Below are 13,339 nucleotides of genomic sequence, written 5' to 3' on the forward strand. Positions count from 1 at the left end.
ACCGGCAGACAGATCCTGGCTGGTCTGCAGAAGACCAGGGGCTTTGAAGAGAATTTAGTCCTTCTTGCGCAGCCGGATCAGACCTTCCTGGGCGGTGGAGGCGACAAGCGTACCGTCCATTGCATAAAGGGCGCCCCGGTTCATGCCGCGTGATCCGGAGGAGGAGGTGCTGTCGGTTGCGTAAAGCAGCCATTCGTCTGCCCGGAACGGCCGGTGGAACCACATGGCATGGTCCAGGCTGGCTGCCTGGATCTTCGGGCTGAAAACCGAGGTGCCATGGGGAAACAGCGACGTGTCCAGAAGCGTGAGGTCCGAGGCATAGGCCAGAACGCATTGGTGAATGCGTTTGTCCTCCGGCAAGGTCCCGGTTGCGCGCACCCAGACATATTGCGCCGGTGGCAGCGGTTCCTTGCTGAAATAGTGGGTCAGTTCCACAGGCCGCATTTCAATCGGCCGTTCCCGCTCCCAATAGCGGCGGACATTTTCAGGGGCAACGGACAGGAACTTGTCCTTCAGATCCTGATCGCTCGGCAAGTCATCGGGTTTGGGCACATCCGGCATTTCCGCCTGATGGCTCAGGCCGTCTTCCTGAACCTGGAAAGAGGCGGACATGGAGAAGATGGCTTCCCCATGCTGGATGGCGACAACACGCCGCGTGGTAAAACTGCCGCCATCGCGGATACGGTCAACGTCATAAATGATCGGAACCTGGGGATCGCCCGGACGCAGGAAATAGCCGTGAAGCGAATGGACATGGCGGTCTTCAACCACCGTACGGGACGCCGCCACAAGCGCCTGGCCAATCACCTGGCCGCCAAATACGCGCTGCCAGCCAACCTGGGGGCTGCGACCCCGGAACAGGTTGTGTTCCAGCGGTTCCAGATCCAGAATCTGAAGAAGATTGTCGATGGCGGTGGTCAACGGCGATATCCCTGTTACATAGAGCGGCACAAGAGGTGTCCGGACCGGGCGGCCCTGATCTGCACTCTTGGACGGGACCTCACCTTGAAGTCAAGATGCCCTTTGGGAAGCTGAGGGCCGGGAGAAAAGCAGTGGCGAAGAGCAAAAAGAGCGCCGGAATGTATGATGTGGTGATTGCCGGTGGCGGCTATGTGGGCCTGTCGCTGGCCGTTGCCCTCAAACAGGGAGACCCGGACTTGTCCTGCGCGGTGGTGGATCCCAAACCGATGGATCAGCTGCACAAGGACCCGCGCGCTTCGGCCATTGCGGCTGCAGCCTCACGCATGCTGACCCAACTGGGCATCTGGCAGACCATTCAGGGCAAGGCCCAGCCGATCACCGAAATGATCGTGACGGACAGCAAGCTGCGCGATACGGTGCGTCCGGTGTTCCTGACCTTTGACGGCGAGGCAACGGCCGGGGAAGCCTTTGCCCATATGATGCCGAACGGGGTGATGATGCCGGCGCTTTACAAGGCGGCCAAGGCGCTGGGTGTAGCCTTCCATGCCCCGGTGACGGCCGATACGTTCCGCACTCAGGCGGATCACACTGAGTTGATCCTGGACGATGGTACGGTTCTCAAAGGCCGCCTTCTGGTGGCTGCCGATGGGGTGCGCTCCAAATTGCGGGACCTGGCCGGCATCCGAACCGTCAACTGGGACTATGGCCAGTCGGGCATCGTCACAACCATCCGGCACGAGCGGCCCCATGGCGGCCGGGCGGAGGAACATTTTCTGCCCGCCGGTCCCTTCGCCATCCTGCCGCTTCCCGGCAACCGGTCATCGCTTGTGTGGACCGAAAAGACGGCAGATGCAGACCGGCTTTTGCGCGCGGATGATTTTACCTTCGAACTGGAACTGGAACGCCGGTTTGGCCACCATCTGGGCACGCTGGAGCTGGATGGCCCACGCCGCGCCTATCCGCTTGGCCTGAAACTGGCCCGGGACTTTGTGAAACCGCGCTTTGCCCTCATTGGGGATGCGGCCCACGGCATTCATCCGATCGCGGGCCAGGGGCTCAATCTCGGCTTCAAGGATGTGGCCGCACTCGCAGAAGTTATTGTGGAGGCCCGCCGTCTTGGCCAGGATATTGGCGGCTTTGATGTTCTTGAGCGCTATCAGCGCTGGCGCCGCTTCGACACATTCCAGATGGGGGTGGTCACTGACGTGCTGAACCGGCTGTTTTCCAACGACAATGATGTGTTGCGGGCCGTCCGGGACTTTGGACTGGGGCTGGTGGACCGGATGCCGTCCCTGAAAGGACAGTTCATCAAGGAGGCTGCAGGGTTTGCCGGACCGGTGCCGAAATTGCTTTCCGGCGACCCGATCTGATAGGACTCGGGCGCCAGGTGCGTCGTGCCTGTTGTCTATGGATCTTTTGTATTGGATCGGCCCGCAATGAATGACCTGCCAGAGGGGGTGTCTGCGCCTTGCTCCATCCTGATTACGGGGTGTTCTTCAGGAATTGGCGCGGAAGCGGCCCATATTCTGCGCGGCCGGAACTGGCGGGTGTTTCCGGCAGCCCGCAAAAAGGCCGATGTGGAGCGGCTGACCGCGCAGGGCTTCGAAGCCTGCCAGCTTGACTATGAAGACCCGGCTAGCATTGAGGCGGCCGCCCGGCATGTGCTGGACCTGACCGGAGGCCGGTTGACGGCGGTCTTCAACAATGGCGCCTATGCGGTGCCGGGGGCCCTGGAAGACATTCCGGTGGACGCCATGCGGGCCCTGTTTGAAGCCAATTTTATCGGCTGGCATGATCTGACCCGGCGCCTGATCCCGGCCATGCGGGCCAACAGGCAGGGTCGGATTGTGCAATGCTCGTCAGTTCTGGGTCTTGTTGCGATGAAATATCGCGGCGCCTACACAGCCTCCAAATTTGCCGTGGAAGCCTATAGCGATACCCTTCGCCAGGAACTGAAGGGCAGCGGCATTCATGTGTCGTTGATCGAGCCGGGGCCCATCGACACCAGATTTACCGAAAATGCTTTGGCCGGGTTCGACCGCTGGATTGGCGAGGATGGCCTCAAGGCATCTGTCTTCCGGGCGAGCTATGAAAAACGCCGCAAGCGTATGGAAGCGGGCGAGCCGGGGCCCTTCAAGCTGCCGCCAGGGGCGGTGGTCAAGCGGTTGGTGCATGCCCTGGAGGCGCAGCGCCCGAAAGCGCGTTACCATGTCACGGTTCCAACCAGGATCATGGCCGTGGCAAAACGGGTTCTGCCCACAGGCCTTCTGGATGCGGCCTGTATCAGGGCCGCAGATTCAGAAGAATAATCCGGGGCGCCGTACACGCGCTAAGACCCGATAAGGACAGATTATGGCGCAAGTGATCGATTTTCTCATTCCCGTCGGCATGGCGGCCGTGGCCCTGGTGCTGGTGCTCGGGCTTTTGAACATGTTCCGCAACGGACCTGCAAACCGCTCTCAAATGCTGATGCGCTGGCGGGTGGGATTGCAGTTTCTGGTCATTGTCCTGGTGATGGGTGGGCTCTACTTCTTTGGGTCCGGACGCTGATCCGGGGGAGATTTGGTCCAGTAAGCAGGGCCGTACGTACAGCCAGACGCTTTTGGGCGCAGCACGGGGAAACGCGACGACATGGTTGTTCTGAACAAGATCTACACAAAGACCGGGGATGACGGCACAACGGCCCTAGGCTCGGGCGAGCGGCGGCCGAAAAACGATCTGAGGATCGAAGCCTATGGCACGGTGGATGAAACCAATGCGGTGGTCGGAGTTGTGCGTCTGCACACGGGGAGCCGGGTGGAGGAGGTCGACGCGGTCCTGGGCCGGATCCAGAACGATCTGTTTGATCTGGGCGCGGATCTGGCCACTCCGGATACTGGAGAGGATCTTGGCTATGAGCCTCTGCGGATGACAGATGGCCAGGTGAGCGCCATTGAAGAGGCCATTGATGTGCTCAATGCGGACTTGTCGCCGCTGCGCTCCTTCGTGCTTCCGGGCGGCAGTTCTGCTTCTGCCCATCTGCACCATGCCCGCACCGTCTCCCGCCGGGCCGAACGGCTGATGGTGGAACTGGCGGCACGGGAGACCGTCAACCCGGCCGCAGTGCGCTACATGAACCGACTTTCGGATTATTTCTTTGCGGCCTCCAGATATCTCAATGCCAAAGGCGCGCAGGATGTTCTTTGGGTTCCGGGGCAGAACCGCTAAGGTCTGATCCTTCCCTGGTCTGTTTTGCCGTCCTGCCTCCAGACCGGTCTTGTCTTAACGCCGTTTCCCCGGAGCGCTGTTTGTGTTCATTCCGCTGCATGATCAAAACCGGCTCAAACATGTGCCGCGCCCTTATGTGAACCTGGCAATCATTGCCGCGAATGTGCTGATCTTTCTGGTTTTGCAGGGGGCTGGAGATGTGAAGACGGTCAATGCCTCTTCGGTTTCTCATGGCCTGATCCCGGTGGTCCTGTTTGATATCCGTGACCTGGCGCCTCAGGTTCAGGTGCTGCCGGATTGGATGTCGGTGGTCACCTATGCGTTTCTCCACGGCAACTTCATGCATCTGATTGGAAACATGCTCTTCCTGTGGGTGTTTGGCGACAACGTGGAAGATGCGCTCGGACATGTCCGCTATCTGGTTTTCTATCTTCTGTGCGCGGCGGCCGGGGGCCTGTGCTATGCTGGTCTCGACACGCAGTCTGCCGTGCCCTTGATCGGTGCATCGGGTGCCGTATCCGGTGTCGTGGCCGCTTATTTGATGCTGCATCCAAGGGTAAAGGTCTGGGTGTTGGCCTTCGGGCGTATTCCGCTGCGTCTGACGGCCCGGTGGTTGCTTGGGGCCTGGGTTCTCTATCAGCTGGTCAATGCGGTTTTTTCCACGGAAAGCCAGGTCGCCTGGAGTGCCCATGTGGGCGGCCTGATTGCCGGGGCCCTGCTTGTTGTGGTCATGCGCCGTCCGGGGGTTGCCCTGTTCGACAGGGAGCTCGCCTGAGGCAGCTGACCGCCTCTTTTCAGATAAGAGCAAACCGCGTTTCGCGTTAAAATGGTTTCAATCTGTTTTGTCTTCTGCCTGAAATCAGAGACTTCAACGCAAAAGACAAATCCGAATGATCGCGACACGCCACTGCCTGCCGCGGTCTGAAATTAAGTGTTGGGGGCAAGGCTCAGGCGGATTGCCAGACCGCATTTGCGGACCGGCAGGCAACGCCGCGGCGGCTCATGGCTTTGCCGGAGGCCAGAATAATCTTTTCACTGAAAGAGCGGCAATAGGTGCCGTTCGACGTCTTCCAGGTTTTCAGGGGGGTCACGCTGCCACTGGCACCGCTTTGCGGGTTTTGCCATCGGGTGGATTGGCCGGAGAGCGTCTTTTCCAGGGCCGTTTGAAGTTTTTGATCCGCGAGGGTCTTGTCGGACCGGGCAAGTTTTTCGGGCTTGGCCGGTTCCAGTATCTCGCTTGTTTCCTGTGTTGGCACGACCGAGCAAGCCGACGCCAAAGTGACGCAAATAGCTGCAAACACACCTCTTGCAGAGAGCAGATTTTCAAAAAGTCCCAACGCGATCCCGCCTCTTGGATCTACTTCCAGCCGCTGTCGATCGCCTCCCTTTCCTCGCTTCTGGACAAGGACCCACCGGAAGGCTCGCTGTCGCCGTTAAAACGGCGACCACCGACGACGCGGTTCAGAAGATCGTTAGATGTAGACTTTTGTGAGGCAGATTGGCTCGATTTTTGAGCTGATTTTGCGGCAGCTTTCCTTTGCTCGTCGGTCATCTTGCTCCGGTCCCGGGACGAATCAGCGCCCGACGACCCGCCACCGCCGGAGCCGCTGCCACCATTGCTTGAACTGCCGCTGCCGCCCGAGCTCCCACCGTTGGATCCGCCACCGCCTTTTCCACCACCCGAGCTGCTGCTGCCCCCATCCCCGGACTGGGCTTGGGCTGTCCCTGAAAACGTGAGATCGATCAGGGGGTTAAAGCAGAGAAAGGCAACAGTCAGAGCGGCCGTTACGGCAAAGCTTACACAGCGCGGAGCAGCTGAAACCCGGCCTCGCAGCGGCGTTTGACTTTTGCATGTCTTTCGGTGATGGGTTTTCGGCATCTGGCTCATTCTGTGGTCACGGTCGGGAACTGTACGGCTCCTCGCATTCATAACACTTGAAGGTCTGACTTCTTCCGAATCATAATTCAAAAAAAGCTGGGATTAAATGATCACTTTGCGGGTTGTGACCTTAGGGGTGGTTTGGCGGAGAACTCCTTGTCTGATGAAACACTGAAAGCGGAGATGATCCGTTTGCTCCCGAAACTGAGGAGTTTTGCGCTGAGACTGTGCCGGAATCCTGATCAGGCGGATGACCTGGTTCAAACCACGTGCGAGCGGGCCATCCGTTCTCTGGATCAATTTGACCCTGCGACCCGGCTTGACAGCTGGATGTTCCGCATTCTGCAGAATTTTTACTTTAATTCTGTCCGGGACGGGGCCAACCGGGCGCGCTTGTTTGATCTGGCCATGATCGACTTTGAAGAGAGTTACGACGGTGCAAAAGCCGCCGCCAGCAGTCTGGAACTGCAAAAGGTACAGTCCTTTATTGGGCAGCTTGAGGAAGACAACCGTGAGGTTCTTCTGAAAATTGCCGTTGAAGGGCAAAGTTACAAGGATGTTGCTGCAGAGCTGGGCGTACCGATTGGAACGGTGACAAGCCGTCTGGCCCGCGCCCGACTGAAACTAAGGGAATTTCTGGACGCAAAGGAAGCTGCGCCGGAAGCGGCGCTGCGCAGCCTGCCAGGAGGGGTGTCATGACGTTTGACAAGAAACGCGAGCAGATCACGTCGGCAGAAAAGGCTGGCAGGCTTCTCGACCGCGAGGGAAATGACAGCGAGTTGCTTGCGCTTTTGAACGAGGTCAAGCAGTCGGAGGCGTCCGGGCGCCTCCTGCGAGCGCTGGCGCATGATGATGCGGTGCTGCACAGCGCGATGCCCGCTGACGTGCCCGGCCGCAGCATGGACCGGTATCTGGAGGTCATTGACCGGGAATTCGACAAACGCAGCCCTCAGCATCTGCGTCGGGCCCAGCCCTTCTGGTCCAGTCCGATGGTGCAGATTGCCGCTGCGCTGGTTCTAATCGCCAGCACTTTCATGACGACCTCATTCTGGATGCAGTCCAGAATGGACACCGCAATGGTTGCACTGGCGGCCCATATGGAAACGGAACGCATGCTGCTGGCCAAAACGATCCAGGAAACCCTTGAGACAAAAGTCAGCGGGGAGCCGGTTTATATCGGTCAGGACGGCGCCTGGAGTGATGTGCTCACCCCGGTCAGGACCTACAAGAGCAAAAGCGGCCACTGGTGCCGCGAATACACACGTCAGACCACCTTCAGCAAACGGGCCCTGACCATTCGCGGCACCGCCTGCCGGGATGAAAATGGCACCTGGACGACTGTGTTTGCAGAACCCGTCTCGGACAAATTTGCCCCTGACCCAGGCGAAGCCGGTATCTGACGGCGATTTGTCTCCCGTCGCCCGGCCGGGCCGTTTGGCCCGGAAAGCTATGGCTGCAAGCTGGGGCGAGGTTTTTTTGAGCGGCGCGTTTGTGGCCAGCCGGACAGACTTGTGATCCCTAACATTTCCAGCCCTGGCCTGCTGCATTGCAGCGTTTCCTTGCTGCACTGCGCTGCATCTTCATTGCGACGCCGGTTTTTCAATGTCCGGCAAATCGCTCTTTTACCCCTCTTACAGCAATTGACAGCCGCTGTGCTGGTCAGTACCGTCCCCCGCCATGCGCCACAGTTGGCTTGAAACTGCCGTTTATGACCTTGCGTCATCCCGGTAGGTCGGCCGGGGTATGCGGTGCGGTGCATTCCGCCCATGAAGAGGTTGAGACCAAATGAAAATCCTCGTGCCCGTGAAGCGGGTCATCGATTACAATGTGAAAGTCCGAGTCAAACCGGATGGTTCCGGCGTCGATCTTGCCAACGTCAAGATGTCCATGAACCCGTTTGACGAAATCTCCGTTGAAGAAGCGCTCCGGCTCAAGGAAGCCGGCAAGGCAAGCGAAGTTGTTGTTGTCTCTGTCGGACCGCAGCAGGCTACCGAGACCCTGCGCACGGGCCTTGCCATGGGGGCCGACCGTGGCATTCTGGTCAAGACCGACGAAACCACGGAACCGCTGGCGGTTGCCAAGATCCTGAAAGGGATTGCCGAAGCCGAAGAACCGGGCCTGGTGATCCTCGGCAAACAGGCAATTGATGACGACTGCAACCAGACCGGCCAGATGCTTGCCGCGCTGCTCGGCTGGAGCCAGGGCACGTTTGCCTCGAAGGTCGATCTGGATGCGGAAACGGTGGATGTGACCCGCGAAGTCGATGGTGGCCTGCAGACGGTCAAGCTGAAGCTTCCGGCCATCGTGACCACGGACCTGCGCCTGAATGAGCCGCGCTATGCGTCGCTGCCCAATATCATGAAGGCTAAGAAAAAGCCGATTGATGAAAAGACACCGGCTGATTTCGGCGTCGATATTACGCCGCGGCTGACCGTTTTGAAAACCGCCGAACCGGCGGCACGCGAAGCGGGCATCAAGGTGGGTTCTGTGACGGAACTTGTCGACAAGCTGAAAAACGAGGCCGGCGTCCTTTAAGGGCCGTTGCAGGAGGATAGACCATGACAACACTTCTTGTAGCTGAACATGCCGCTGGCGCCCTGAATGATACCACCGCAAAGGCCCTGAGCGCGGCTGTTGCGCTTGGCGCCGACGTTCACGTGCTCGTGGCAGGCAAAGGGGTTCAGGCGGTTGCAGAAGAGGCAGCCAAGCTAACGGGCGCAGCCAAGGTGCTGGTTGCCGAAAGCGATGCACTGGAGCACCAGTTGGCCGAGCCGACGGCCGATCTGATCACAGGTCTCGCCGCTGGCTATGACGCCATCCTGGCGCCTGCGACCGCGAACGGCAAGAACACCCTGCCCCGTGTGGCGGCTCTGCTGGATGTGATGCAGATTTCCGACATCACAGCTGTCGTAGATCCGGACACTTTCGAACGTCCGATTTATGCGGGCAATGCTATCCAGACCGTGAAGTCCGGGGATGCGAAAAAGGTGATCACCGTGCGGACCTCCACCTTCCCGGCAGCGGAAGCGGGCGGATCTGCGGAGATTGAAATCGTTGCCGGCTCCGAAGGTGCCGGGCTGTCGCAATTCGTCGGTGAAGAACTGTCCAAGTCCGACCGTCCGGAACTGACCTCTGCCAAGATCATCATTTCCGGTGGCCGGGCGCTGGGCTCTGAAGAGAAGTTCCAGGAAGTCATCATGCCGGTGGCTGATGCCCTTGGCGCGGCTGTCGGTGCGTCCCGCGCGGCCGTTGATGCGGGCTATGCCCCCAATGACTGGCAGGTTGGCCAGACCGGCAAGGTGGTCGCCCCGGACCTTTATATTGCCTGCGGCATTTCCGGTGCCATCCAGCACCTGGCCGGCATGAAGGATTCCAAGGTGATCGTTGCCATCAACAAGGACGAAGAGGCTCCGATCTTCCAGGTTGCCGATTACGGTCTTGTGGCAGATCTGTTTGAAGTTCTGCCTGAATTGAAGGCGGCGGTCAGCTAGTCAACCTCATCTGAAGTTCGTCTCCTTTTCCAGCGCGTTCAGAACGAACTTCAGAGTCATGAGGGTGACTAGAAGGCTTATGTTTCTAATGTGGTTGTCGGATTTGAAATACGCTTCGGCGCGCGCTGCACAAATCAGGCGTATTTCAAGTCCACCACACTAGGATCTGCGGCAAATCGGACATGACCTCCAGCGCGGGAGCGCGTTTTCGCACTGTGGTTCTTGCCGTTCGGCAAAAGACTTGCCACAAATAACCGCGGACCGGTTTAGCGCGGTGTTTCTTACAGACGGAAGTTCAGGATGGCAGTCGAAATCAAAAAAATCGGCGTGATTGGCGCAGGTCAGATGGGCAGCGGGATCGCACATGTGTGTGCGCTTGCAGGCTTCGACGTCGGCTTGAGCGATATTTCCATGGAACGGATCGAATCCGGTCTGGCCTCGATCAATGGCAACATGGCCCGCCAGGTCTCCAAGTCCCTGATCACGGAGGACGAGCGCAAGGCGGCCCTGGACAGGGTCAAGCCCGCCGAGGATCTCGATCTTCTGGCGGAAGCGGATCTTGTGATTGAATCCGCTGTCGAAAACGAGCAGATCAAGCGCAAGATCTTTTCCCAGCTGTGCCCGATCCTGAAGCCTGAAGCTATTCTGGCCACCAACACCTCGTCCATTTCCATCACCCGTCTGGCCGCGACCACGGACAGGCCGGAACGGTTCATCGGCATTCATTTCATGAACCCGGTACCGCGTATGGAACTGGTGGAGCTGGTGCGCGGCATTGCAACGGAAGACGAAACCTTCGAAGCGTCCAAGGTCTTCTGCGACAAGCTCGGCAAGCAAATTGCCGTGGCTGAAGATTTTCCGGCCTTCATGGTCAACCGCATCCTGCTGCCGATGATCAACGAGGCGATCTATACGCTCTATGAAGGCGTCGGCTCGGTTGAATCCATCGACAAGGCCATGCGGCTGGGGGCGAACCACCCAATGGGGCCGTTGCAGCTTGCCGATTTCATCGGCCTGGACACCTGCCTGTCGATCATGCAGGTGCTTTATGAGGGCTTGGCGGATACCAAATACCGCCCCTGCCCGCTTCTGGTAAAATATGTCGAGGCCGGCTGGCTTGGCCGCAAGACCCAGCGCGGCTTCTATGATTACCGCGGAGAGATCCCCGTCCCGACACGGTGACGGGCTGATGAACCTTGCCCGCCACTGCCTGACAGCTGCCGGAGCCGATCCGGACAAGACCGCGCTGGAAGTGGCCGGGCCAGGGGGCGCCATTCAGGAAAGCTGGTCCTATGGTGCGCTGAAAGCTGCCATTCTGTCTGTGGCTGCAGGCCTGTCGCAGGCCGGGCTGGTGCCGGGAGACCGTATTCTTCTGCGCATTGGCCATAGCAGTGATTTTCCGCTGATGTATTTCGGCGCCATTGCCGGCGGATTTGTTCCTGTCCCCACATCCGATCAGCTCAAGGGCCCGGAGATTGCGGGTTTTTTGACGGATAGCGGGGCAAAGCTGGTTCTTCATGACGGCTGCAGCCCACTGCCAGAGGGCCTGGAGGTTCCGGTTCTGGACCCCGATGCGCTTGCGCAGCTCAAGGCCTGTGCACCGGGATCGTTTTTTGAGGCGGATCGCAATGATCCGGCCTTTCTGATTTATACGTCCGGTACAAGCGGAACCCCAAAGGGTGTCCTGCATGCGCACCGGGCTGTCGAGGCCCGGGCCTGTGCCCATGCCGGTTGGCAGGGTCTTGAAGCGGATGACAGGCTTTTGCATGCGGGTGCTTTTAACTGGAGCTATACGCTTACGGTTGGGCTGATGGATCCCTGGATCTGCGGGGCGACAAGCGTGGTCTATCAGGGGCCGCGCGAGCCTGACCTCTGGCCGCAGCTGCTGTCGGCCTCCGGGGCGACAGTCTTTGCCGCCGTTCCAAGCCTTTACCGCCGCATCCTGAAATATGGTGAGGTTTCCAAAAAAGCGTTCCCGCTGCTCCGCCACGGCCTCTCGGCTGGGGAAGCCCTGGCGGAAGGGATTTACCGGGATTGGCGGGACAGGACCGGCCGGGAACTCTATGAAGCCTTCGGAATGAGTGAGGTGTCCACCTTTCTCTCCAGCGGCCCCGGCTTTGCGGTCCGGCCTGGGGCGACCGGCCGGCCGCAGCCCGGCCGGTCGGTTGCCTTGCTGGAGGCGGAGCTGGACACGCCGCAGCCAGTTGCGCCTGGGGAAACCGGGTTGCTGGCCGTCCACCGTGACGAGCCGGGCCTGATGCTTGGCTACTGGAACCGTCCGCAGGACACAGAAGCGGCCTTCCGGGGCGACTGGTTCCTGACCGGCGACCGCATGCGGAGCGATGAGGACGGCTATTTCTGGTATGAGGGCCGGGCTGACGACTTGATGAACGCCTTCGGCTACCGGGTGGCGCCGGAAGAGGTGGAGCGGGTTCTGGCAGCGCATGAAGGGGTACTGGAAGTGGCCGTGACCGAAGATACGGCTGCCTCCGGGATCAGCCTGATCACGGCTTTTGTTGTGCCCAGGTCTCCGGACACTTTCCGGCAAAACGAGCTTGCCGCCCATGCGGCCCGGCATCTGGCCGAATACAAGTGCCCGAAAGCCTACCGCCTGCTTGAACAGCTGCCCCGCACGGGCTCCGGCAAAGTGCGCCGCGCTGCCTTAAAGTCCGGATAACCCCCGCTTCAGACTTTTCTCATGCAGAAGTAAGTCTTTGTTAACCCTTGATTAAGGGGAGGGGAGGTAGGCTGATCTGCAACCTGGGGATTTCTTATGGACAGCGCCGGAATTGCCACCAGCTACGCCGCAACCATGCAGGCGCAGACAAGCCAGTCGCTTCAGACAGAGATGCTGAAGATGATGGCGCAGCAGGATGCTGGCCTGGTTGCCCTGCTTCAGGAAGGCGCAGCCAATCTGGAGTCTGTTCAGGCCGCTCCCCCTTCAGGCCTCGGCGGCCAGGTGGACGTGACCGCCTGATCCAGGCTTTTTCTCCGTTCAAAGATTAAGATCCGCTGCTGAATAACGTCGGCATTGCTGGTGTTTGCATCCGGTAAAGCCGTGTTTGTGGGAAGGTGTGGCGGGTCGCGCTCATGCGTATGTGACGGTCTTGATCCTTTGAAATCAGATGCTTCAAGTCAAATATTTAAATTTTTAAGAAAAGTAGACAGAAACTATTTAATTTCTATTTTCTTATTCTGAGAGAAGATTTGAATATTTACGTTTGAAGTCAGATGTTCGGGCAAACTGATAGGGAAAGATTATCCCGAGTTTGGACCCACATGTCAGACGCGATCGCAGGCACAGCATCACAGGTTTTTCAGCCCTCCCTCAGGACACCGCGCACGGAGCAGGTGGCCGAGCAGGCGGAGACTGTGCAGGCCCGCCGCACGGAGGCGGCTGCCGAAACCGTGTCGCTTCAGGCAGATCAGAGTTCGAACCGGGCCGACTACCTGAGTGATCAGGCGGAAAGACTTGCAGAACGGGCGGCCTCGCGCAGCCCGCAAGAAGGCCTTGGACGTCTCGTGGACATCACGGTCTGATCCAGGAGCAGCTGTCCACAAAGGAGTGCGAGAATGGCGAGTGTCTCAGACAGCAGTTCAGCATCTTATGATGTTGCGCGTATCCGCAATGAATTTGCTGTCAATGCGGTGCGTAACCAGGCGGAACAGGAGCAGCAGGTGGCTGTGCGCCTGGAAGAAGCCCAGGAAACAGCAACCCAGGAAGAAGACCGCCGCGAGTCCCGTAAGGTTCCCGGCCTTGGTGAAGCGGTCGACGTCACGGTTTAGAGCGGAGCGTGCTCACCCGGCCATCACCCGGTTTGTCGGTTGCGCTGGCATGTCT

The 13,339-nt window shown here is 59.3% G+C and carries 17 protein-coding genes; 14 read left to right on the plus strand and 3 right to left on the minus strand.

Translation table 11 applies throughout. The features are described 5' to 3' along the window. Positions 1-54: 54 nt before the first annotated feature. On the minus strand, positions 55-921 hold the full coding sequence (gene tesB / locus ACXAIC_RS14965) for an acyl-CoA thioesterase II (RefSeq protein WP_475180832.1): 867 nt from the start codon (positions 919-921) through the stop codon (positions 55-57). 158 nt (positions 922-1,079) lie between these two features. On the opposite strand from tesB, the gene ACXAIC_RS14970 reads away from it, so the two are divergent. From ACXAIC_RS14970 to ACXAIC_RS14990, 5 genes are all read left to right on the plus strand, one after another. Continuing rightward, positions 1,080-2,291 carry a ubiquinone biosynthesis hydroxylase gene (locus ACXAIC_RS14970; RefSeq protein WP_475181090.1) on the plus strand — a complete coding sequence of 404 codons (1,212 nt, stop codon included), beginning with the start codon at positions 1,080-1,082 and terminating at the stop codon, positions 2,289-2,291. Between the two features lie 66 nt (positions 2,292-2,357). Then, on the plus strand, positions 2,358-3,230 hold the full coding sequence (locus ACXAIC_RS14975) for an SDR family oxidoreductase (protein ID WP_475180835.1): 873 nt from the start codon (positions 2,358-2,360) through the stop codon (positions 3,228-3,230). A 43-nt stretch (positions 3,231-3,273) separates the two neighbouring features. Continuing rightward, the gene (locus ACXAIC_RS14980; RefSeq protein ID WP_475180841.1) at positions 3,274-3,471 is read left to right on the plus strand and encodes a twin transmembrane helix small protein; all 198 of its coding nucleotides are present in this window, start codon (positions 3,274-3,276) and stop codon (positions 3,469-3,471) included. Positions 3,472-3,552: 81 nt separating this feature from the next. Beyond that, positions 3,553-4,128, plus strand: a complete 576-nt coding sequence (locus ACXAIC_RS14985) for a cob(I)yrinic acid a,c-diamide adenosyltransferase (RefSeq protein ID WP_475180845.1) — start codon at positions 3,553-3,555, stop codon at positions 4,126-4,128. A gap of 82 nt (positions 4,129-4,210) precedes the next feature. Beyond that, positions 4,211-4,903 carry a rhomboid family intramembrane serine protease gene (locus ACXAIC_RS14990; RefSeq protein ID WP_475180850.1) on the plus strand — a complete coding sequence of 231 codons (693 nt, stop codon included), beginning with the start codon at positions 4,211-4,213 and terminating at the stop codon, positions 4,901-4,903. 172 nt (positions 4,904-5,075) lie between these two features. On the opposite strand, the gene ACXAIC_RS14995 is transcribed toward ACXAIC_RS14990, so the two are convergent. Together ACXAIC_RS14995 and ACXAIC_RS15000 are read right to left on the minus strand one after the other, a co-directional pair. Then, complete coding sequence (locus ACXAIC_RS14995; protein WP_475180856.1) at positions 5,076-5,384, minus strand: RT0821/Lpp0805 family surface protein; 309 nt, start codon at positions 5,382-5,384, stop codon at positions 5,076-5,078. A gap of 101 nt (positions 5,385-5,485) precedes the next feature. Further along, positions 5,486-5,680 (minus strand): hypothetical protein, encoded by a 195-nt coding sequence (locus tag ACXAIC_RS15000; RefSeq protein WP_475180864.1) that lies wholly within the window; start codon positions 5,678-5,680, stop codon positions 5,486-5,488. Between the two features lie 483 nt (positions 5,681-6,163). Between ACXAIC_RS15000 and ACXAIC_RS15005 the strand changes: the two genes are divergently transcribed. The 9 genes from ACXAIC_RS15005 to ACXAIC_RS15045 all read left to right on the plus strand — a co-directional run bounded on the left by ACXAIC_RS15005 (position 6,164) and on the right by ACXAIC_RS15045 (position 13,284). Beyond that, entirely contained in the window at positions 6,164-6,706 is a 543-nt protein-coding gene (locus ACXAIC_RS15005) for an RNA polymerase sigma factor (protein ID WP_475180869.1), read from the plus strand. Beyond that, the gene (locus tag ACXAIC_RS15010) at positions 6,703-7,407 is read left to right on the plus strand and encodes a hypothetical protein (RefSeq protein ID WP_475180872.1); all 705 of its coding nucleotides are present in this window, start codon (positions 6,703-6,705) and stop codon (positions 7,405-7,407) included. The genes ACXAIC_RS15005 and ACXAIC_RS15010 overlap by 4 nt, the downstream gene beginning before the upstream one ends. 385 nt (positions 7,408-7,792) lie before the next feature. Continuing rightward, entirely contained in the window at positions 7,793-8,542 is a 750-nt protein-coding gene (locus ACXAIC_RS15015; protein WP_475180876.1) for an electron transfer flavoprotein subunit beta/FixA family protein, read from the plus strand. A gap of 23 nt (positions 8,543-8,565) precedes the next feature. After that, a complete protein-coding gene (locus tag ACXAIC_RS15020) occupies positions 8,566-9,498 on the plus strand; it encodes an electron transfer flavoprotein subunit alpha/FixB family protein (RefSeq protein WP_475180881.1) in 933 nt (310 codons plus the stop codon). A 300-nt stretch (positions 9,499-9,798) separates the two neighbouring features. Next, positions 9,799-10,680, plus strand: a complete 882-nt coding sequence (locus tag ACXAIC_RS15025; protein WP_475180886.1) for a 3-hydroxybutyryl-CoA dehydrogenase — start codon at positions 9,799-9,801, stop codon at positions 10,678-10,680. Positions 10,681-10,687: 7 nt separating this feature from the next. Then, complete coding sequence (locus tag ACXAIC_RS15030; RefSeq protein ID WP_475180888.1) at positions 10,688-12,175, plus strand: class I adenylate-forming enzyme family protein; 1,488 nt, start codon at positions 10,688-10,690, stop codon at positions 12,173-12,175. A 96-nt stretch (positions 12,176-12,271) separates the two neighbouring features. Then, a complete protein-coding gene (locus ACXAIC_RS15035; protein ID WP_475180893.1) occupies positions 12,272-12,475 on the plus strand; it encodes a hypothetical protein in 204 nt (67 codons plus the stop codon). 302 nt (positions 12,476-12,777) lie between these two features. After that, positions 12,778-13,038 carry a hypothetical protein gene (locus ACXAIC_RS15040; RefSeq protein WP_475180898.1) on the plus strand — a complete coding sequence of 87 codons (261 nt, stop codon included), beginning with the start codon at positions 12,778-12,780 and terminating at the stop codon, positions 13,036-13,038. Between the two features lie 33 nt (positions 13,039-13,071). After that, positions 13,072-13,284: a hypothetical protein gene (locus ACXAIC_RS15045; protein ID WP_475180903.1), complete on the plus strand. Its 213-nt coding sequence runs from the start codon at positions 13,072-13,074 to the stop codon at positions 13,282-13,284. The last annotated feature ends 55 nt before the right edge of the window (positions 13,285-13,339 follow it).

Source organism: Roseibium sp. AWQ4_254, assembly GCF_056161025.1.